Below are 21,500 nucleotides of genomic sequence, written 5' to 3'. Positions count from 1 at the left end.
GAAGCTTTTTTATAAGGTGTTAAATGTTATTAAAAGCGATAGATTTAGAAAATAAAATAAATAAAGAAAATTTTGAAATTTTACAAGAGCTAAAAGAAAAGAATATTAAGGTCAAACTATTAAGCATACGAGTTGGTGATGACTACGGTTCTATTCTTTATGAAAAATCTCTTGAAAAAACTATAAATAGCTATGGTGGGGAATATATTAAGTTAATTTTTAATGAAGATGATAATGAAAATGAAATCATAGATCAAGTTAAAAAATATTTAGATGATGATTCCATAGGAGGCATACTCTTATTAAAACCATTTAAAAATAAAGAATTAGAATCAAAACTTGATGACATAATAGATTATAAAAGGGATCTAGATGCTGTTAATTTTAGAAGTAAAGCTAAAATTTATGATTTGGATTTTTCTGGACATGTTCCTATAACAGCTCTAGCTTCATTAGAACTATTAAAATTCTATGGATACGATTTAACTGGTGAAAAATGTCTTGTTATCAATAGGTCTCAAGTGGTTGGAATACCTCTTAGCCTAATGCTACTTAAAGAAAATGCGACAGTGACTATTGCCCATTCTAAATCTAAAGATTTAAAATCTTTGATAAAGAATAATAAGTATATTTTTACTGCAATAGGGAAAGCAGATTTTTTTGATTCTAGTTATTTTAATTCTCAAAATATAGTAGTAGATATTTCTACAAATTATAAATCTGGCAAAGTAACAGGAGATGTCTTATTCGATGATGTAGTTGATAAAGTATCTGCAATTAGCCCAGTACCTGGCGGTGTAGGCAGGATTACTAAGAGCTTACTTATAAAAGAAATACTTAGCTACTACTTGTAGTTTAAAAGAAATCTGTGATATTATTTATTATAAGAGGTAATTATGATAATAGAATTAACTCTTGTGGGTTTAATTATTAGATATTTTAAAGATAAAAATTTTAAATTCATTAATAATTTCAATTTAAAAAAAGTATATTTTTTATTTATAATTGTTACCGCAAAATTATTAGTTAAAAATTTTTTAAGTATTGAAATTTTAGCTAATAACTATTACTTGATTGATTCGATATTTTTATTATTGTTATCAATATTTTTCTTTTCAAATGGGAAGAGTCTATGTATTTGTGGACTAGGAACACTACTTAATTCATTGGTAATTTTTTTAAATAGAAAAATGCCTGTTTCAGAAAATTTTGCACATCTAGTAATGGATTATGATAAATATGAAATGATAAAAAATGGAAAAATTTTAAGTCATGGTTTTATAGATAATGCTAAACTTAAATTTTTATCTGATATTATTCCTATTCCAATGCCTTACATTTATCCTAGATTAATAAGCATAGGTGATATATTGATTTCAATTGGAATATTTATATATATTTTGTCGACTAAGGAGAATTAAAAGTGGACTTTATACTAAAATTTTTCGAGCTAATAAGGTTTAAAGACATTGTGGATGTTGCCTTAGTAGCAATCATGTTTTATTATGTTATAAAGATTATTAAAGGAACAAGAGCAGAACAGCTTTTCAAAGGAATTTTGGTAATTTTAATACTTACAAAAATTTCTGACTTATTAAGGCTTTATACTATAAAATGGATCTTTTCTAATATAATGAATTTTGGTTTTATTGCAATTTTAATTGTATTTCAACCAGAGCTTAGAAGGGGATTAGAGTTTTTAGGTAGAACTAGCTCAATTAAAAATGCTTTATTAAATAAAGAAAATAAAGTTCCTTCTCAAGTAACAGAAATAGTAGATGCTGTGGCTTCTCTGTCTAGACAAAAAATTGGAGCTTTAATAATATTTGAACGAAAAACAGGATTAGATGATATAGCTGATACAGGTACTAGATTAGATAGCTATATAAGTAGTTCTCTATTAATAAATATATTTATTCCAAATACACCTCTTCACGATGGAGCGGTTATAATTAAAGGTGATAGAATTAAGGCGGCAGCATGTTTTTTACCACTATCTGATTCAAATAGTATCGCGAAAGAACTTGGAACAAGGCATAGAGCTGGTATAGGTGTTACGGAAAGATCTGACGCTTTATCTCTTATAGTTTCTGAAGAGAATGGAAGTATCTCTATCGCTGAAAATGGTGAAATAAGCAGATACTTAGATATAGAAACTCTTGAAAATATCCTTACATCTCTGTATTCTAATTCAATGGATGATACAGTGTTTACTAAATTTTTTGCTAGATCAAAGGGAAAGGGTGAAGATATTGAAAATGAATAAAGATATGTTTAAGAATATATTGGGTCAAAATACTACTATGAAATTATTTTCAATAATATTTGCGCTTTTACTTTTTTCATATGTAAGAAATGAAGTGGATCCAGAGACAATAGAAACTATAAAGGGGATACCTGTTAGGTATGATAATGTTCTTTCTCTAAAGGATAATAATCTCGTACTTATGTCTCCAGGTGAGCTTACAGTTAATGTTACTTTAAAAGGAAAAACATCTGATATGAGAAATATCAGAAAAGAGGCAATTGTAGCCTATGTTGATTTTAAAAATGCTACATCCGGTGAACAGAAAATACCGATATTTATAAATGTACTAGATAAAGGAATTAGAGCAGAAAGGTTTGAACCAGATTCAGCTATTTTTAAAATTGATGAAAAAATAAGTAAAAATATGAAGGTATCTATTAATACGGTTGGTAGTCTTGCTAAAGATTATGTTCTTGGTAAGATGTCACCTGAAACTGAAATAGAAGTAACAGGCGCCAAATCATTAGTAGATACCATTGATAAATTAGTATGTACAGTTAATATTTCAGGAATTTCAGAAACTACTATTCTTACTGAAAAAGTTAAAGTTCTAGATAAGAATCATGATGAATTATCTGGAGTTACACTTAATCCTGAAAAAATTGAGGTGGGAGTTCCTGTTTTAAAAACAGAAACTGTTCCAATTAAAATGAGACCTTTTGGATATTCAAATATAGTAAATCAAAGTCACATGATTGTTGATCCTAACGCCGTTTTAATTAAAGGCAATAGTGCGGTTATCAACAAAGTTAAAGAAATACCGACAGTTCCATTTAATATAAAAGATTTGGAAAAGGGACCAATACATGTGCAGTTAGATCTTCCAGAAGGCGTTAGCTTAGTAGATGCTTCAAATAATTTTATAATTAAATTGACATCTGATGAAAATACAAATAATTAAGGAGGTAATATGGAATTTATAGGAGACGGACTAACATTTGATGATATTCTTTTGATGCCATCATATTCAGAAATTTTGCCACACGAGGCTGATCTTACAACTTACTTAACAAATGATATTAAGCTTAACATACCACTAATGAGTGCTGGTATGGATACAGTAACAGAATCAGCTATGGCTATAGCAATGGCAAGAGTTGGAGGTATAGGTATAATTCACAAAAATATGCCTATAGCAGAACAAGCAAAAGAAGTAGACAGAGTAAAAAGATCTGAACATGGAGTTATTACTGATCCTTTCTTTTTGACTAAAGATCATAAAATCAAAGATGCCCTTGATATAATGTCTAATTATAAAATTTCTGGTGTTCCTATTGTAAATGAAAAAGGACATTTAGAAGGAATAATCACTAATAGGGATATCAGATTTGAAACTAATTATGAAAGACCAATTTGTGAAGTTATGACATCTGAAAATCTAATAACTGCACCTGAAAATATAAGCTTAGACGATGCACTTAAAATATTAAAGAGTCATAAAATAGAAAAACTTCCATTAGTAGACGATGGTAACTATCTAAAGGGACTTATTACCATAAAAGATATTGAAAAAATGAAAGATTATCCTGATTCTGCAAGAGACGCATCAGGAAGATTATTAGTTGGAGCTGCTGTAGGTATAACTAAAGATATACTAGACAGAGTAGATGCTCTTGTTAAATCAAAGGTAGATGTTATTACCGTTGATACTGCTCATGGAGAATCCAAAGGAGTACTAGATGCTATAAGAAATATAAAACATCATTATCCAAATGTACAACTTATAGCTGGAAATGTTGCAACCTATGTAGGAACAAAAAATCTTTTCAAAGCTGGAGCGGACTGTGTCAAAGTTGGTATTGGACCTGGATCAATATGTACAACTAGAGTAGTATCTGGTGTTGGTGTTCCACAAATAACAGCAATTCTTGAAGCTGCAAAAGCCGCAAGAGAATTCGGAAAACCAATTATAGGAGATGGTGGTATTAAGTATTCAGGAGATGTTGCTAAAGCTATAGCTGCTGGAGCAAACGTAATAATGATAGGATCACTATTTGCTGGTACTGATGAATCACCTGGAGAAGAAATATTTGTTGAAGGTAGAAGATATAAAACTTACAGAGGTATGGGTTCAATAGGCGCTATGAAAGCTGGCTCTTCAGACAGATATTTCCAAAATGATACAAAGAAATTAGTACCTGAAGGAGTAGAAGGTAGAGTACCATTCAAAGGTTCTGTTGGAGATGTTGTCTACCAACTTATGGGTGGCTTGAGATCAGGAATGGGCTACACAGGTTCAAGAAATATAGAAGAATTAATGAATAATTCTAAATTTATGAAGATAACTCCTGCAACCCTTATTGAAAACCATCCACACAATATAACAATAACTAGAGAATCACCAAACTATATAAGTAAATAATAAAACAAAAAAGAAGCCTTTTAGAAGGTTTCTTTTTTTTGTCTAATATTTTTTGTTTTATATGAAAATTATTTATTTTATAAACTACATATTACTATTTATTTTTTTAGTAACATCCATAGTTTTCCATTTTCCAGACTTAAAGAATATTAGTATAATTACAAAATATACTATATCTGCAAGAGGAAATGAAAATGCAATGGATCTATATGATAGTTTTAGTACATATACACATATGGCAACGAATGGAAGCTGTAGTAGCCATTGAGAGACCAGCGAACCTACCAAGTAAGGTTTAGTATAGCCTGAACCCATAAACACTATGGATTGTCCGAATGCATATCCTGTTAGAGGTATGGTAAGGGTTACGATAGGTACTAATTCTTTTCCCATTTGAATTATTTCAGGGTCTTTATTAAAAATACTAAAAAGATATTGAGGGAAAATTGCAAATAGTATTGAGAAAAATGCCATAATTAAAAAATTTATCCTAGAAGCTATTGATGCTGAAATCTCAGCATTTTCTATTTCTCTTCTTCCTAAGAAATGACCAACGACGATACTTCCTCCCATCATCAGTCCATTTACTGGCATATATATAAATGTTTGTAGCTTTGCAATTATTCCAACAGCAGTAATTACAGAGTCGCCGTAATGGGAAACAAATTTTACCATTATTGCCATAAATAGACCGCCTGCAAACTGTTTAAGCGCGTTTGGAAGACCAATCTTAAGTAAGTCTAAGTCTATGTTCCAGTTTAATTTAAACAATCCTTTTAATGAGACGTATATTTCATTTTTTCCTGATAATAAAATAGATAATCCATATATTAATGAAAACATCACAGAAATGACTGTAGCCACTCCTGCACCTTTAACTCCCATATTAAATCCAGGGATGTTTGTAAATGGAATAGTTTCAAACATAAGAATTGGATCTAATATAATATTTAAAATTGTGGAAAAAATCATAATTTTCATCGGAGTTTTTGGATCTCCCTGGCATCTAAATATTGTGTTTACAGAATAAGATGCATACATTGCGGGAAGAAAAAATATTCTTATATATCCATAATCCATAGCTAATTTAACTGTGGATGGATTTTTTAAATAGAAATTTAATAGTGGATTAATGGTAAAGTACAGTAAAACACCTGAAATAAATCCCATAAAAACTTTGAAAGACATAGTTTGCTCTGAAACAAGTCTTGTCATTTCTTTGTCGCCTTTTCCATAATTTTGAGAAATCATAGATACTGAACTAGCACCGATAAGTTCATTAAAAAATAAAAAAAGCCAAAATATTGTTGAAAATATAGTAACGGCTGCAATTGCCTGTTTTGATATCTGTCCAACCCAAGCCATATCAACTAAATCATAAACTGTTTGAAGTAACATAGAAACCATTGCAGGGTAAGAAAGTTGCCAAATTCGATTTCTTATATCGGCTCTTGTTGTTAAATTTATATTATTGCTCATAAAACCTTCCTTTATTCGATAAGTAATATTTTAACATAATATAATGTGGCTAACAAATATTCGATATATTTTAATAGAATTTTAAAAATTATTATTTACTAATAAGCAAAAACTTATAAAATTGCCATAGTGTACAAAGTGTACAACATCCTTATTTTGTGATAATATTAAAGTAATATATATTTGTTAAATACTGAAGTTTAGCCAATAAAATAGATACTGTTTCTCTTAAATTTTAAAATTATGAGATTACTTGGAGGATTAAATGAAAACAAAAATACTTCTTGTTGAAGACGAAGATGCTATAAGAAAATTTATTAAAATAAATCTAGAAAGAGAAGGATACGATGTTTACGAAGCTGGAACAGGGGAAGAAGGCATAGAAATTGCTGATTCAGAAGATATAAAAATAGTTGTCTTGGATGTAATGTTACCTGGAATTGACGGATTTAAAGTTTGTGAAACATTACGAAAGAAATATAAGGACTTAGGAATTATAATGCTTACAGCTAAAGCAGAAGATTATGATAAAATAATGGGTCTACAATATGGAACAGACGACTATATGACTAAGCCTTTTAATCCAACAGAACTTACTCTTAGAATTAAATCTTTAGAAAGAAGAGTTATTCCAGAAGATGAAGAAGACAAGAAAAATATTATAGAATCGGATATTTTCAAGATGGATACATATTCTAGAAAGTTTTACAAAGCTGGGAAAGAATTGGATTTAACTCCAACAGAATTTTTAATTATGAAGACATTCCTGGAAAATAAAGGAAGAGCTATAACTAGGGAAGAGCTTTTAAATAAAGTTTGGGGAGAAGAGTTTATTGGTGATTCTAAAATCGTTGATGTAAATATAAGAAGGCTTAGATCTAAAATTGAAGGAGATTCAGCAGACCCAAAATATATTGAAACTGTATGGGGATTAGGATACAGATGGAATGATGAAAAATAGTATAAGTAATAGGTTAAGAAATAATTTTACTATTCTTACGCTTCTAGTTGTTCTTGTAACTGATATATTTTTAATACTTGGTATAAAGGAATTCTACTACAAGGCAGTTGAAAGTCAGCTAGTAAATAGACTTGAAATATCAATGGACTATTATTATAAAAACTACGCTGATAGATCTTTAGAATCTCTTGTTTCAGATGAAATTGATTTATTATTTCTAGATGTACCATCAGAAATTCAAATCTTAAATAAAGATGGAGTAATTCTTATGGATAACATAGGAGTTACAGATAAAAATCCAATAAATACTTCTGATATTAGGGATGCAAACACAAAGAATTATGGAACTTGGATAGGAAAGAATAATATAAGAAATGAGTTTGTCATTGCTGTAACTAGTAAAATAGAAAATTCGAATAACGAAACTATTGGGTATATGAGATTCTTATCAAGTTTGAAATCTCAAAATAGCGTAATTATTAATACTGCAATAGCAATATTTGCATTTTCTGCAATTGTTATGATTATTGCAATTACTGCAGCTACTTATATAGCAGACACTATTGTAAAACCGATTAGAGAGTTAACTACGATAGCTTCTCTGTACATCGATGGTCAATATAAATCACGGGCAAATATTAAAACTGGAGATGAAATAGAGTCACTCGCTGATGCTTTGAACGCGCTTGCTGACGAAATAGTGAATAAAGATAAAATTAAAAATGATTTTATATCTTCTATTTCTCATGAACTTAGAACTCCACTTACATCCATTAAAGGGTGGGCAGTAGTTTTAAAAGATTCATTGGAGAATGAAGAACTTATGGAGGATGGTCTTTCTATTATAGAAAAAGAATCTGATAGACTTTCTAAAATGGTAGAAGATTTACTAGATTTTTCTCGTTTCATCTCTGGAAGGATTACTCTTGATAAGGATACATTTAATATTACCTCCACAGTTATTTCTGTTGCAAAACAGATGAAACTTCGTGCTAATCTAAATGGACTAGAGTTTATAACTGAAATTTATCCTGACATAGTTATAACTGTAGGAGATGAAAACAGAATTAAGCAAATACTAATTAATCTCCTTGACAACGCAATTAAATTCACATCTGAAAAGGGATGGGTTAAGATAAAAACAGAAGTTGAGGACGAAAATTTCGTCATAATTGTATCTGATAATGGCGTTGGAATTAGTAAAGATGAAATTAACTTAGTAAAAGAAAAGTTTTATAAAGGTAGACATTCTAAAAGTCATTCTGGCTTAGGACTATCTATATCAGAAGAAATAGCAAAACTTCACGGCGGTTCCTTAGATATTTTTTCAGAAGAAAATATTGGGACTGTGGTTAAGGTTAAGATACCAATAGTTACAGAAGGAATAGCATAATTGAAAAGAATATTATTAATAATAACATGTATCTTCATGCTCACAGGCTGCACGATAATTAAAGAAGAGTTTACAGAAATTGAAAAACCTACAATTTCAAACACGCCACTTAGTGGTCAATATACTATTTCGAAAATAATCGTTGACAATAAAGATATTGTAGATTCATTTGGTTTAAAAGATTTCATAGGAAAAGAAGTTGGATTTAGTACAAACGGCGCACTTATTGGGGAGTACTATATCCAAAATCCTAACTTTAAAGTTAAGAATGTAAATGCACTCAATTACTTACTTAATAAATACAACACTAACAAAGAAAAATTAGAAATTAAAAGTGATATGTTGGAAGTAATAGATGTGTATAGTAGTGGTGATTTCTTTTGCGAGATAATTAAAGAAAGTCCTGAAAACACATATGTTGTTATGAATGGAATGGGTTCTTCATTTATTAAATTATCTAAAGTCAAAGACGATATAGATGGAAAAGATTTTGAAGAAATGGTTCTTAGAAATGTAGATAGTGGACTTGTTTATATGGATGGTTCCAAAAAGGATTCGTTAAATGGATTTCTTTTAGGACTGAAATTTAATGAAAATAACAAGGTTTCCTACGCAACATATTTTTTCAAGTTTGAAGGCAATAATCTACAAGAAGTTCAAAAGTTAGATAAACTTATCTGTCCAAAAGACAATGAATTTGTAGAAGTAGGAGTGCATTCTACGGATCATGGTGATTATGTAGTAGGCAAAACTATGGTTTCTGAAAAGACTCTTACAAAAGATGAAGCCACTGGAACTAAGAAAGAAATAAACTATCTAAGTTCAGATTATTATGGAATGGATATAAAATCACAAAAAGGTGAGCTTATTAGTTTAAATTTTAGGTCATTAGGTAGAGAAGACGCCGATAAGAGTCTTTCTCTTGAAGACTTATTTGAAGATGGAGATAAAATATTTTCTGAAAGTGCAAAATCCAAAATTTCTACTGACAAGAATGTTATAATAGATGATTTTAATTTTGGGCTTAGAAGAAATAGAGGTTTTTGGAAATTCTTTGGCAGGGCGCAATACGTTGACTACGATAAGTATACTGACTTCGATATAAATGTACTTGTCCCTAAAAAGATTGTTAAATATGAAAGTTTGTCCATACCTATAATCAATATTAGAAAGACACTTCCTGCTGTAACAGATGCTTTTACAACTCCTAATAATAAATTTATTATAACCTTGGAAAATAATAGGATAATGGTTTATAATCTAGATAGAGGAAAGATAGATAAGAAAGAGATTTATAAAGATGATATAAAGAACCCAGTAGCCATTATGACTGAATGGAGTACAGGAGATTATACTAATACATGGCAGAAGTTTATTAGTACATTGGGAGGAACAAATGGGGAAATTATTAAGTAAAATAACAGAAATTTTTCCAGGCAATACTGAGTACATGGGTGTTGCATTGGTCATTATAGGAGTTGCGGTTTTTGTGACTCTAGTGCTTAATTTTGTAGCTAGAAAGCTTAAATTTGTTAAGTACCTACCAGGAATTGTACTCATATTTGTAGGCTTATTCTCGATTTTTTCAGTAATAGACAATCTGTTTGATCCTGTTAGTTTGAACAACATTTTTATATTTATAACATGTGTTGCTGCAGGGTTAGTCAGCATATTATTTGCTCTAATTATTGGAATAGTAAGCAATTAAAAAATAAGAAGGTAAGTTTTATAAACCTACCTTCTTTTAATTTTTTGTGTTATTAAAACTATTTATTAATTTTTCTTTTTTTGTTCTAGTTAATTTTTTAATAGCTATTTCTCTTTTCAAAGCTTCTGATTTTGTATATCCATTCTCATAGTAAACTAGCTCTACAGGAGTCCTACCTCTAGTATATTTTGCGCCTGTGCCTTGATTGTGCTTAGTAAGTCTCTGCTCTAAGTCCGTAGTTATACCAGTATAAAGGGTATTATCCCTACATTTTAATATATAAACATAATAATTATTCATCGATAACCTTATTAATTAAACTTATACTGTACCCACGCCTGTATAAAAAGTTCATTATTTTAGCCTTTCTATTCTTAGCATCCGGTTTAAGAGATCTTTCTTTAGCTTCTTTATCTTTTCTAATATTTTTTAGTTCATTGTCATCTGAAATTGTTTCTAAGGCTGAATCTATATATTTATCAGGAACTCCTTTTTCTTTTAACTTATATTTAATTTTATTCTTGCCCCATCTGTTAAATTTACTCTTATCCTGAGCATAACTATAAGCATAGTCCTTATCATCTAGTAAGTCTAAACTATATATATATTTAATAGTTTCATCTATTATTTCATCATCTATATATGAATTTTTTAACTTCATTCGAAGTTCAAATTCAGTCTTTAAATTTTTTAGAAACTTAAAAGATATTGTTTTGGCTTCGTGAAATTTATCATAATAGCTAAATTTTTCGCAGATTTCTTCGTTTATTTCCTTACCAACATATAAATTAAATTTTACGAAAGTTGATTCATATACGTAGAAAGTATCCTTATCAGTCTCTACTATGTATTTCTTTGTGTTTTTATCAAAGCTAATTTTTAAAATATTCATATTTACCTCATTTCGATTGTATCATATGATAATTTTATTCTCAATCGATTTAATAAGAGGAAAAAGTTGATTTTTACAGTAATTCTATATCTTTCTATGTAAAAAATAATGATTTTATGTTATTATAAAGTAAGTAATAATGAGGTGAAATATGTTTGAAATAGTCTCACAAGTACTTAAGTATGTTTTTATTGTGATTATTTATATTTTTATAATAAGTATTATTAGACTTATGTATTTAGATATTAAATCTATGAGCGAGGTAGGAGCGAGTATAGACTCCTGTTACCTAAAGGTTGTAAATAGACTTGATTCTCTTAGTTTTAAAATGCAAGAATACTATGTTCTAGACAAAAAAATTACTATGGGAAGATCTAACAGATGCACAATTCCTATTAAAGATAATTTTGTAAGCAAGGTTCATCTACAAATTTTTGAAGATGAAGGTTCTTATTTTATTGAGGATTTAAACTCAGCAAATGGTACATTTTTAAATGGAAATAAAATAGAAGATATTATTGAGCTTAGAAATGGCGATACCATAGGTGTAGGTTTAATTCAATTTATATTCGTTGATAATAGGGGGTAGTGGATGTTAAGCTTTTTTACTAGACTTAGACGACCTAGAGATCTTCTATTATTATTTGAACTTTTAGCATTTATTTTATTGTTTTTTTACAACAATAATCACATAGATATATATATCACTATTTTATTTGTAGGATTAATCCTAATTATATATATATCTAATTTTCTACTTGGAAGAATTTCAAAAGGGGACAACTATATATTTATGATAGTTTCCATGCTTCTATCGCTTGGGCTCATAACTATCTATAGAATAAGTCCTCATTTGGGATTTTTGCAATTAGTTTGGATTCTATTGGGTCTTCTTTCTTTTTATGTTTGCTATTTTGCGTTAAGAGCATTTAGAAAACTAGAGGATTATTCAAGGCTTTATGCATTAGGAATTTTTATTCTTTTAGTTTCTACTTTGATTTTTGCAGTAGTTTTTAAAACGGGAAGACAATATGGATCTTACAACTGGATTAGAATTGGTTCATTTTCTGTACAACCATCAGAGTTTGCAAAGATTTTGATGATGTTTTTATTAGCTTCTTATTTTACAAAATATAGATATAAAATGGACATTGTAAACAAAAACAAGCCTGCTTATAATCTACTTTTTATAACTTATTTCTTTATAGGCATATTATTTATCGAAAGAGATTTAGGTATGTCTGTAATTTTTCTTTCACTATATTTAGTAACAGTATATATTTATGAAAATGATAGAAAAATATTGCTAATAAATTTCATTTTAATTGTACTTGGATCTGTACTTGGATACACACAATTTGACCACGTAAAGGTTAGAGTATCAATTTGGGTCAATCCATGGAATGATCCATATAGATATGGTGCACAGATTGTACAGTCACTTTTTGCAATTGCTGAAGGTGGATTCTTTGGAAAGGGAATAGGAAGAGGGTTTCCAAGTCTCGTTCCAGTTAGAGAATCGGATTCAATATTTCCATTTATTTGTGAAGAGATGGGAATATTTATTGGAATAGGAATTATTATGATGTTCATGCTTCTTGCATATAGAGGTTATAAAATTGCGCTTAGTCAAGAGTATCTATTTTATAGAATACTAGCAATATGTGTCAGCACTTTATTTGCTATTCAGGCATTTTTAAACATAGGTGGAGTTGTAAAATTCATTCCTATGACTGGTATAACACTTCCGTTTATATCATACGGAGGTTCTTCTATGCTTAGTAGTTTTATTTGTCTGGCAATACTTCAGGTTGCAAGCGAAGATATGTCGTATAAATATGAGTGAGGTAGTATGTTTAAAGATAATAAAAGAATACTCGTTGTACTTGTTTCTGTAATAGTTTTATATCTTTCACTTATTTTGTACCTAAGTTATTTTACTGTTTTTGTTGGACAAAATATAATTGACAATCCAGCGAACAGAAGAGAAACAATTATAGAACAAAATATTGAGAGAGGATCTATCTTAGATAGAGAAGGCAATATTCTTGCTTATTCAGAAGGGGATAAAGCAAAAGCTATAAGAAAGTACAATTATCCAATTTCATATTCTCATATTATTGGCTATTCAGACAAAGTTATGGGTAAAGCTGGCATTGAAAAAAGCTATGATAATTATTTGCTTGGATTAGAAGTACCTAGATCAATTAAGGTTTTGAAGTCAGTTTACAATAAAAAAGTAGAGCTAGATAAAGGAAACAATGTCTACCTAACCACAAATACAAATATACAAAACTATTCTAGAGAAATTCTGAGCAAAACTGGAGCCGCAGGAGCAATCGTAGCTATGGATCCAAAAACAGGAGATATACTTGCTATGGTTTCTCTACCTGACTTTAACTCTGAATCAATTGCAAAAGATAATAAGGCGCTATCAGAACAAAATAAGGGTGCTCTTTATAATAGAGCTATTTGGACTAAATATCCACCTGGATCTACATTTAAAATAATAACAGCGGCTTCTATATTAGAAAATCATATAGACCAAAACTATATTGATGAAGGTAGCCAGGAAATAGATGGTAGAGTATTTAAGAATGCTCTAGAAAAAACTTATGGAAAACTTGATTTAAAATCTGCATTCGTTAATTCTGTAAATACCTATTTTGTTAAAAAGACCACTGATCTTGGAGCAGAAGCTCTAGGCAAGACTGCAGATAGATTTATGTTTAACCAGAATTTTAAATTTGACCTACCATATCATGGTTCATTATTTAAGTATAATGATATTTCTAAAACGGAATTAGCTTCTTCAGGTATAGGACATGGAACAGTTTCTGCCACTCCACTTGAGATGTGCATGGTAGCTTCAGCGATAGCCAATGATGGTAAATTGATGCAACCGAATTTAGTAGGATCTGTTATAAGTCCTAAGGGAGAAATAGTTTTAAAAAAGGAACCTGAGGTATTAAGTGAAGCTCTGACTCCTGAAATAGCTGCTGAAATCAAAGACTATATGCTAGCAGTAGTAGGATCAGGTTCAGGTAGAAATGCTTATAGAAGGGGATATGGCATTGCAGGTAAGACTGGTACAGCTCAAAAATCTCAAGAAGGACAAGAAAACTTCGCTTGGTTTGTCGGATTTGCACCTGCTAAGGATCCTAAGATAGCCATAGCAGTAGTATTAGAAGATGTAAATGACTACGGCGGTAGTATAGCAGCACCAATAGCAGGAGATATCATGAAATACTCCATAGACTTAGGAATTTAAAATGTATTTAGATAATTATGTAACTGCCATTATAGCAGCGGCTGGAATGGGAACAAGAATGAAAAGGAAACTGAATAAACAGTTTTTAACCATAGATAACACTCCTGTTCTGGAACACACTTTAAGAAAATTTGATAAATCAAAATACGTAGATTATATAATTGTAGTTATTAAAGAAACTGACATCAGCTATCTTGGAGAAGTTTTGTCGAAATTAAAGCTAAATAAGAAGTTCAAAATTGTTTATGGTGGTTCAACAAGGCCAGATTCAATCTTCAATGCACTTAAAAACTTACCAGAAGAAACTAAAATCGTATTAACACATGATGGGGCTAGACCATTTATAGATACAGAGCTGATAGATCTTTCAATTGAAAAGGTAAATGAAACAGGATCACTTGTGGTAGGTGTACCTGTAAAAGATACAATCAAAGTTTCAAAATCAAATATGAATGTAGATTTTACACCTGTTAGAAGTGAATTATTTCAAATTCAAACGCCTCAAGTATTTTTAAAAGATATTATAGTATCAGCTTATAATAGGCTTATGGAAGAAGACTTCACAGGCACTGACGATGCAAGTTTTGTTGAAAAAAATGGTGGCAAGGTTAAAATTTTGATGGGAAGCTATAAAAATATAAAGATAACTACACCAGAAGATTTACTAATAGCTGAAGTTTTAATAAATAGTACAGATATTTAATAAAGGAGGATTTATGAGAATAGGCATAGGATACGATGTCCACAGATTGGTAGAAGGAAGAAAACTCATAATGGGTGGAGTAGAAATTCCACATAAAAAGGGGCTTCTTGGTCATTCTGATGCGGATGTATTAGTACATGCTATTATGGATGCAATGCTTGGTGCAATTTGCTATAACGACATTGGATATATATTTCCTGATACTGACCCAAAATATAAAGATATTAGTTCATTGGTTTTACTTAAAGAAGTAAGTGATATAATAAATACCAAGGGTTTTTATATTGTAAATATTGATTCTGTAATTATCGCAGATGAGCCTAAGTTCAGCCCATATAGAGATGAAATGAGAAAAAAAATAGCGGATACTCTAGAAACTTCACTAGGCAATATTTCTATAAAAGCCACTACTACTGAAGGCTTAGGATTCACAGGAACCGGTGAAGGAATAGCGGCTAAAGCGGTAGTATTACTAGGAGAAAAGGTGGTGGATCAAGCGTGAAATTCTTTTTAGATACAGCAAATATCGAAGAAATTAAAGAAATTAATTCCTGGGGAGTTATTGAAGGAGTTACTACAAATCCTTCGCTAATTGCAAAAGAGGGAAGGGTATTTGAAGAGGTTATAGACGAAATATCTAAGATTGTAGATGGACCAGTTTCTGCAGAAGTAGTATCTACTGATGCAGATGGCATGGTAAAAGAGGGGAGAATACTTTCCAAAATAAAAGAAAATGTTATAATAAAAATCCCTATGACTGAAGAAGGTTTAAAAGCTACAAGCATACTTTCAAAAGAGAACATAAAGACAAATGTAACACTTGTTTTTTCAGCATCACAAGCTATTTTAGCAGCAAGGGCTGGAGCAACATATGTAAGTCCTTTTTTAGGAAGGCTTGATGATATAGGAGTGTCATCAAAGGCTTTAATAGAAGAAATTTCAACAATTTTTAGAAATTATAATATAGAAACTAAAATAATTGCAGCTAGTATTCGAAATACTACTCATATAGTAGATTCTATGCTTGCTGGAGCAGATATTGCTACTGTTCCAACAAAAGTTATGAAACAAATGGTTAAGCACCCACTAACAGATAGTGGTCTTATAAAATTTTTAGAAGACTTTAAAGATGTAAAAACAAAGGAGATATAATGAACAGAAATTTAGCACTAAATCTTGCAAGGGCAACAGAAGCTGCTGCTTTATCTGCTGGATCATTTTTAGGACAAGGAAAAAAGAACGAAGCTGACGGCGCTGCCGTTGATGCAATGAGAAGATTATTTGATACAGTAGATATCAATGGAGAAGTAGTAATAGGTGAAGGAGAAATTGACGAAGCTCCAATGCTATATATTGGAGAAAAGATCGGTACCAAAAAACCTAATGCAGATGAAGTTGATATTGCAGTTGATCCACTAGATGGTACAACCTCAATTGCAAATGGTATGAATAATGCAATCTCAGTACTAGCAGCTGCACCTAAAGGATGTTTACTTAATGCACCCGACGTTTATATGGACAAGATTGCTTGCGGTCCTGGAGCAAAGGGATGCATCGATTTAACAGACTCAGTAGAAAACAATATAAATAGAGTAGCTAAAGCTCTTGGAAAAAAAGTTGAAGATATAACAGTTTCAGTCTTAAAAAGAGAAAGACATGACAAACTTGTAGAAGAAATAAGAGCTACAGGAGCCAGAATAAAGATGGTTACTGATGGAGATATACTTACTGCTATAGAAACATGTTTTGAAAGCTCAGGCGTAGATATGGTAATGGGTATCGGCGGAGCTCCAGAAGGAGTTATAGCAGCAGCAGCATTAAAGTGTTTAGATGGAGATTTCCAAGGAAGATTACTTCCTACAGATGAACATCAAATGAAAAGATGCAAAGAACTTCATTCAGATTTAAATAAAATCTATAAGATTGATGATCTAGTTAAAGGAAATGATGTAATATTTTCTGCAACAGGTGTAAGTTTTGGGGAACTTTTAGAAGGAGTTAAGTATTTAAAAGGAAACAAGGCTACCACCGAAACACTAGTATTAAGACTTCCAAGCGGTACAGTTAGATTTATTAAAAGTATCCATGATTTAAATAAGAAGCCGGAGTATGCGAAATAATGGTAAACAAAAATAATGGTTTACTATATAGCAAATCACTAGATGATTTAAAAAATATAGCAAGGTCTATGGGCCTTGCTAATGATTTTTTATTTAATAAAAATGACTACATAGAGTATATAGAAACCGGTAATGTAAAAACAAAGACTTATTCAAAAGAAGACTTAGAAAGTTTAAATCTAACTTCAATTAAAGAAATTGCAAAATTCTTCAATATTGAAAGCCCTTATAAATATAATAAAAGCGACCTTATTTTAAAAATCTTATCTACCCAAGACAACTTCAATTTAAATAATGAAAACAATGATAATCTAGACATAAAAAATCTTTCAATAGACAATCTAAAAACCTTGGCAATCGAATACGGATTAGATAATCCAAACAGTCTTACTAAAGATCAGCTTGTGGAATATATCTATAAATACGAAAGTGAAGATGATTTTTCAAACGAAGAAGAAATAAAATCAGAAAACTCTTCAAATATTTCAAAAATTGATACAACAAATCTATCCAATAATGCAGAAAAAATAATTGAAAAAATGGATGAAATTAATTATGTGACGGGATTTTTAGAAATACTTCCAGATGGTTATGGCTTTTTAAGAATGAAAAACTATCTTTCCGGAGATGGAGATGTATATGTAGGCCATTCACAGATAAGAAGATTTAGATTAAGAACAGGAGACAAGGTACAAGGAGTTGTAAAGCCGTCAAAAGAAGGTGAAAATTTCAATGCTCTCATATATATAAATGAAGTCAATGACCTACCTCCTCAAACAGCCACAAGAAGACCTAACTTTGATAATTTGACACCAATATATCCAAATGAAAGGTTAAAACTAGAAACTACAACAACAGAAACAGCTATGAGACTTATAGATATCGTATCTCCACTTGGAAAGGGGCAGAGGGGGCTTATAGTTTCTCCACCTAAGAGTGGTAAGACAACACTTTTAAAGAAAATAGCTAAATCAATAGAAAAGAACTATCCAGATACACATCTTATAGTTTTATTAATTGATGAAAGACCAGAGGAAGTAACTGATATGAAGAGATCGGTAAATGGAGAAGTTGTATTTTCTACATTTGATGAAATGTCAAAGAATCATACCAAGGTCGCAGAAATGGTCATTGAAAGAGCAAAGAGACTTGTTGAAAATAAAAGGGATGTAGTAATACTATTAGATTCACTTACAAGACTTGCAAGAGCATACAATTTAGTCACACCTCCAAGTGGCAAGACTTTAACAGGTGGACTTGATCCACTATCTCTACATGCTCCTAAAAAGTTCTTTGGAGCAGCTAGAAATATCGAAGAAGGTGGATCTCTTACGATACTTGCAACTGCTTTAGTAGATACAGGTTCTAGAATGGATGACATTATATTTGAAGAGTTTAAAGGAACTGGAAATATGGAAGTGCATCTAAATAGAAAGCTTTCAGAAAAAAGAATATTCCCAGCCATAGATATCTTTAAATCAGGAACTAGAAAAGAAGAGCTGCTACTAAGTAAAGAGGAATATGAATTTTCTAATTATATTAGAAGAGCTACCTCAGATGATGACAAATTAAAAGTAACAGAGTTTATGTTATCTAGTTTAGAAAAATATAAAACGAATAAAGAATTTATAAATACATCAAAAATAAACTTAGACCTTCCATAATAGAAGGTCTTTTTTAGATATTTTATTTAAATTTGTTAGAAGAGAATATTGTTTAATTTTAAATATAACTTCGCTAAATAATAATTTTACGAAACTAAGTCCTCCGAAATATAAGTAATATCGACAAATAAAAAAAGCAAGTTAAACTTGCTTTTTTCATAGTGAAATTTATTAAGGACCTATTTAAGGCTCTATTGGCATGTATATTACCATTCCTGGCTTTAACTTTTGTGAATCTATATTATTTATTTCTTCAACTTTTGAAATAAAATTTCTTATATCTGTACTACTATTTATAAAGCCCGCAGATATCTTCCACATAGTATCATTTTCTTTTACAATGTATTCTTGATACCTTGGCTTAATGTAGTCTTTATTTTCAGTGCTGTAAGTTGTGATTCCTGTTGTGAATAAAAGCATTAATATTAATAATGTAAGTATTCTTTTTTTCTTTAAATAAATTGATTTCTTTTTCATTTTACACCTCTATATAATCTAAAATTAAAATATATCTGAATACATGTTTGAATATATGTTTGAACTAGTGTTCTTTTATATTCATATAATATCACGATCATATGTTCGTGTCAACAGAAAAAAGAATACTTGTTCGAATTTTTGTTCTTTTTTATTGTTTTAAATATTTTGTTTTGATATAATTAAATTAGATTATTATAGCTAGGAGGATATTATGTACGAAGATTTATCCCAAAGGGATGTTGACATACTTTTATTTATAAAGAAATATATTGAAAATAACGGTTATCCGCCATCAGTTAGAGAAATATGTAATGGTTGCTCCATTAAAAGTACCTCTACTGTTCATGCGGCTATGGAAAAACTCGAATTGTTAGATTATATTAGAAAAGATCCTTCTAAACCTAGAGCTATAGAAATATTAGATCCTTCTGATGACTTACTTCTTGCAAAGAAGAAAACTGTAGATATACCAATAGTTGGTACTGTCACAGCGGGTATGCCTATTCTGGCTTTTGACAATATAGAAGATACCTTCCCCTTACCTCTTGACTTTGCTAAGGATAAAGATTTATTCATTTTAAAAGTTAAGGGTGAATCTATGATTAATGCTGGTATCCTAGATGGAGATTTCGTAATTATAGAAAAGAGAAGCTCTGCTAGAAATGGTGATAAAGTTCTAGCGCTTATAGGCGATGAAGCTACAATAAAGACCTATTATAAAGAAGAAGATAGATTTAGATTACAACCTGAAAATGAATTTATGGATCCAATTTACACCAAAGAACTTATAATCCTTGGTCATATAGTTGGTCTGTATAGAAAAATGTAAAAAATAAAATCCTGTGTTATACAGGATTTTTTTATGTTTATATTTACTATTTTAAATTTGATCTAACCTCTTCTATAGATATATTATTTTCAGTCGCTATTTTTTTTAAATCTTCGTATTCATAGCTTTCTTTTTCTATATCTTCATATTTTAATATCTTTTTCGTTACTTTTCCATATTTAGTGTCAATGTCCTCAAATGATCTATCCATTTCAAATCTTCTGTACTTAGAAATTCTTACTCCAATAGATGTAGTATGCTTAAATATTAGCTTAGCCATTGATTTGACATTTGTTCTCTTTGCTATTACTGATAGTTTGTAAGCTGGTCTATTCTTCTTCATATAGATAGGCGTATAGAAAACGTCTAGTGCTCCTTCATTCATACATAACTTCATAAAGAAACCGAGATCCTCTCCGCTTATGTCATCTAAATTTGTTTCTAATAGAAAAATTTCATTGGTCTTTTTATTTTTATTCTCTTTAAGCTCAATTTCTGAAATTCTAAGTACATTTGGTATTTCAAAATCTTTTGTACCAGCTCCATAAGAAGTTTTGATGCTCTTGTATGAACTCATCAATGGTTTGGCAAAAGTAGCTAAGATTGCAGCTCCTGTCGGTGTTATAAGTTCACTTTCCACCACTGATTGTTTAAGTTCAAAAGGTGTTTCGTTTAAAATTTCAAGAGTTGCTGGTGCTGGAACTGGAAACAGTCCGTGTGCGCAGTTTACAAAGCCGTGGCCTTTGTATATATTTGAGGCATATATTGTGTTCACTTTTAAATATTCGAGGCATACAGAGGCTCCTACAGCGTCAATTATTGAGTCGATTGCACCAACTTCATGAAAATGAACTTCATCAATAGATTTTCCATGAATTTTTGATTCGGCCCATGCAATATATTCAAATATCTTTAAAGAATTTTCTTTTACATAATTTGATAGGTCAGAACCATTAATTATTGTCTTTATATCATTTAAATTTCTGTGGACATGGCTATGGTGATGCCCATGGTTATCCTGGTCATGTTCATGATGGTGACTATGCTCATGCTCATCTCCATGATCATGTTTATCTTCATTCAAATCATCATTATGTTCGTGATTGTGACAATGTTCATGGGTATGATGTTCATCTTCTAGTAATTTTACATTAAAATAAGTTGAATCTATTCCAAGCTTGTCAACCTTCTTATACACCAACTCATATCCATGTATATTTAATTTGTCAATTTCATTTTTTAAATATTCAAATGGAACTCCTAAGTCTAAAAGAGCTCCTATAAACATATTTCCGGAAATTCCTGAATAACATTCTAATAATAAATCCAT

Annotated in this window: 23 protein-coding genes; 18 read left to right on the top strand and 5 right to left on the bottom strand. The window is 30.3% G+C overall.

Features of this window, described 5'->3' with window-relative positions; translation table 11 throughout:
- The first annotated feature begins 23 nt into the window (after window positions 1-23).
- Genes HMPREF9225_RS07210 through guaB form a run of 5 tightly spaced genes read left to right on the top strand, consistent with a single transcriptional unit; the run spans window position 24 to window position 4,670 of the window.
- Window positions 24-854, top strand: coding sequence for a tetrahydrofolate dehydrogenase/cyclohydrolase catalytic domain-containing protein (locus HMPREF9225_RS07210; protein WP_008902287.1), 831 nt, complete (start codon window positions 24-26; stop codon window positions 852-854).
- Window positions 855-896: 42 nt separating this feature from the next.
- Window positions 897-1,421, top strand: a complete 525-nt coding sequence (locus HMPREF9225_RS09845) for a DUF5317 domain-containing protein (protein WP_008902286.1) — start codon at window positions 897-899, stop codon at window positions 1,419-1,421.
- A 2-nt stretch (window positions 1,422-1,423) separates the two neighbouring features.
- Window positions 1,424-2,266, top strand: coding sequence for a diadenylate cyclase CdaA (gene cdaA, locus HMPREF9225_RS07200; RefSeq protein WP_008902285.1), 843 nt, complete (start codon window positions 1,424-1,426; stop codon window positions 2,264-2,266).
- Complete coding sequence (locus HMPREF9225_RS07195; protein WP_169304155.1) at window positions 2,244-3,209, top strand: CdaR family protein; 966 nt, start codon at window positions 2,244-2,246, stop codon at window positions 3,207-3,209. The genes cdaA and HMPREF9225_RS07195 overlap by 23 nt, the downstream gene beginning before the upstream one ends.
- Window positions 3,210-3,218: 9 nt before the next feature.
- Window positions 3,219-4,670: an IMP dehydrogenase gene (gene guaB, locus HMPREF9225_RS07190; protein ID WP_008902283.1), complete on the top strand. Its 1,452-nt coding sequence runs from the start codon at window positions 3,219-3,221 to the stop codon at window positions 4,668-4,670.
- Window positions 4,671-4,754: 84 nt separating this feature from the next.
- Here the strand turns inward: guaB and HMPREF9225_RS07185 are convergent, their stop codons facing one another.
- On the bottom strand, window positions 4,755-6,149 hold the full coding sequence (locus HMPREF9225_RS07185) for an MATE family efflux transporter (RefSeq protein ID WP_008902282.1): 1,395 nt from the start codon (window positions 6,147-6,149) through the stop codon (window positions 4,755-4,757).
- A 265-nt stretch (window positions 6,150-6,414) separates the two neighbouring features.
- Here HMPREF9225_RS07185 and HMPREF9225_RS07180 point away from each other — a divergent pair, with 265 nt between their 5' ends.
- The 4 genes from HMPREF9225_RS07180 to HMPREF9225_RS07165 are packed head-to-tail and all read left to right on the top strand — an operon-like array spanning window position 6,415 to window position 10,211.
- Window positions 6,415-7,110, top strand: coding sequence for a response regulator transcription factor (locus HMPREF9225_RS07180; protein ID WP_008902281.1), 696 nt, complete (start codon window positions 6,415-6,417; stop codon window positions 7,108-7,110).
- Window positions 7,097-8,503, top strand: coding sequence for a sensor histidine kinase (locus tag HMPREF9225_RS07175; RefSeq protein ID WP_008902280.1), 1,407 nt, complete (start codon window positions 7,097-7,099; stop codon window positions 8,501-8,503). Before HMPREF9225_RS07180 ends, HMPREF9225_RS07175 begins: the two co-directional genes overlap by 14 nt.
- Window positions 8,504-9,919 (top strand): hypothetical protein, encoded by a 1,416-nt coding sequence (locus tag HMPREF9225_RS07170; protein WP_040551426.1) that lies wholly within the window; start codon window positions 8,504-8,506, stop codon window positions 9,917-9,919.
- The gene (locus HMPREF9225_RS07165; protein ID WP_008902278.1) at window positions 9,900-10,211 is read left to right on the top strand and encodes a cytochrome c biosynthesis protein; all 312 of its coding nucleotides are present in this window, start codon (window positions 9,900-9,902) and stop codon (window positions 10,209-10,211) included. Before HMPREF9225_RS07170 ends, HMPREF9225_RS07165 begins: the two co-directional genes overlap by 20 nt.
- Window positions 10,212-10,247: 36 nt before the next feature.
- Here the strand turns inward: HMPREF9225_RS07165 and HMPREF9225_RS07160 are convergent, their stop codons facing one another.
- Together HMPREF9225_RS07160 and HMPREF9225_RS07155 are read right to left on the bottom strand one after the other, a co-directional pair.
- Entirely contained in the window at window positions 10,248-10,511 is a 264-nt protein-coding gene (locus tag HMPREF9225_RS07160) for a GIY-YIG nuclease family protein (protein ID WP_008902277.1), read from the bottom strand.
- Window positions 10,504-11,103: a regulatory protein RecX gene (locus HMPREF9225_RS07155; protein ID WP_008902276.1), complete on the bottom strand. Its 600-nt coding sequence runs from the start codon at window positions 11,101-11,103 to the stop codon at window positions 10,504-10,506. Before HMPREF9225_RS07155 ends, HMPREF9225_RS07160 begins: the two co-directional genes overlap by 8 nt.
- A gap of 151 nt (window positions 11,104-11,254) precedes the next feature.
- Here HMPREF9225_RS07155 and HMPREF9225_RS07150 point away from each other — a divergent pair, with 151 nt between their 5' ends.
- From HMPREF9225_RS07150 to rho, 8 genes are read left to right on the top strand one after another with little or no spacing between them, the layout of a single operon-like run.
- On the top strand, window positions 11,255-11,692 hold the full coding sequence (locus tag HMPREF9225_RS07150) for an FHA domain-containing protein (protein WP_008902275.1): 438 nt from the start codon (window positions 11,255-11,257) through the stop codon (window positions 11,690-11,692).
- A gap of 3 nt (window positions 11,693-11,695) precedes the next feature.
- Window positions 11,696-12,949 (top strand): FtsW/RodA/SpoVE family cell cycle protein, encoded by a 1,254-nt coding sequence (locus tag HMPREF9225_RS07145; protein WP_008902274.1) that lies wholly within the window; start codon window positions 11,696-11,698, stop codon window positions 12,947-12,949.
- Between the two features lie 6 nt (window positions 12,950-12,955).
- Entirely contained in the window at window positions 12,956-14,374 is a 1,419-nt protein-coding gene (locus HMPREF9225_RS07140) for a peptidoglycan D,D-transpeptidase FtsI family protein (protein WP_008902273.1), read from the top strand.
- Window position 14,375: 1 nt separating this feature from the next.
- Window positions 14,376-15,077, top strand: coding sequence for a 2-C-methyl-D-erythritol 4-phosphate cytidylyltransferase (gene ispD, locus HMPREF9225_RS07135; RefSeq protein ID WP_008902272.1), 702 nt, complete (start codon window positions 14,376-14,378; stop codon window positions 15,075-15,077).
- A gap of 13 nt (window positions 15,078-15,090) precedes the next feature.
- Window positions 15,091-15,579 carry a 2-C-methyl-D-erythritol 2,4-cyclodiphosphate synthase gene (gene ispF / locus HMPREF9225_RS07130; protein WP_008902271.1) on the top strand — a complete coding sequence of 163 codons (489 nt, stop codon included), beginning with the start codon at window positions 15,091-15,093 and terminating at the stop codon, window positions 15,577-15,579.
- Window positions 15,576-16,229, top strand: coding sequence for a fructose-6-phosphate aldolase (gene fsa / locus HMPREF9225_RS07125; RefSeq protein ID WP_008902270.1), 654 nt, complete (start codon window positions 15,576-15,578; stop codon window positions 16,227-16,229). The genes ispF and fsa overlap by 4 nt, the downstream gene beginning before the upstream one ends.
- Window positions 16,229-17,197 (top strand): class II fructose-bisphosphatase, encoded by a 969-nt coding sequence (glpX, locus tag HMPREF9225_RS07120; RefSeq protein ID WP_008902269.1) that lies wholly within the window; start codon window positions 16,229-16,231, stop codon window positions 17,195-17,197. Before fsa ends, glpX begins: the two co-directional genes overlap by 1 nt.
- On the top strand, window positions 17,197-18,861 hold the full coding sequence (gene rho / locus HMPREF9225_RS07115) for a transcription termination factor Rho (RefSeq protein WP_008902268.1): 1,665 nt from the start codon (window positions 17,197-17,199) through the stop codon (window positions 18,859-18,861). The genes glpX and rho overlap by 1 nt, the downstream gene beginning before the upstream one ends.
- A 183-nt stretch (window positions 18,862-19,044) precedes the next feature.
- Here rho and HMPREF9225_RS07110 read toward each other — a convergent pair whose 3' ends face one another.
- A complete protein-coding gene (locus HMPREF9225_RS07110; RefSeq protein WP_008902267.1) occupies window positions 19,045-19,338 on the bottom strand; it encodes a LysM peptidoglycan-binding domain-containing protein in 294 nt (97 codons plus the stop codon).
- 214 nt (window positions 19,339-19,552) lie between these two features.
- Here HMPREF9225_RS07110 and lexA point away from each other — a divergent pair, with 214 nt between their 5' ends.
- Window positions 19,553-20,170 (top strand): transcriptional repressor LexA, encoded by a 618-nt coding sequence (gene lexA / locus HMPREF9225_RS07105; protein WP_008902266.1) that lies wholly within the window; start codon window positions 19,553-19,555, stop codon window positions 20,168-20,170.
- A 46-nt stretch (window positions 20,171-20,216) separates the two neighbouring features.
- On the opposite strand, the gene larC is transcribed toward lexA, so the two are convergent.
- The gene (gene larC, locus HMPREF9225_RS07100; RefSeq protein ID WP_008902265.1) at window positions 20,217-21,500 is read right to left on the bottom strand and encodes a nickel pincer cofactor biosynthesis protein LarC; all 1,284 of its coding nucleotides are present in this window, start codon (window positions 21,498-21,500) and stop codon (window positions 20,217-20,219) included.

This window comes from Peptoniphilus duerdenii ATCC BAA-1640, assembly GCF_000146345.1.
GTDB lineage: Bacteria > Bacillota > Clostridia > Tissierellales > Peptoniphilaceae > Peptoniphilus_B > Peptoniphilus_B duerdenii.
Note: the sequence above shows the minus strand (reverse complement) of the source record. Positions and strands in the feature narration are given on the sequence as shown.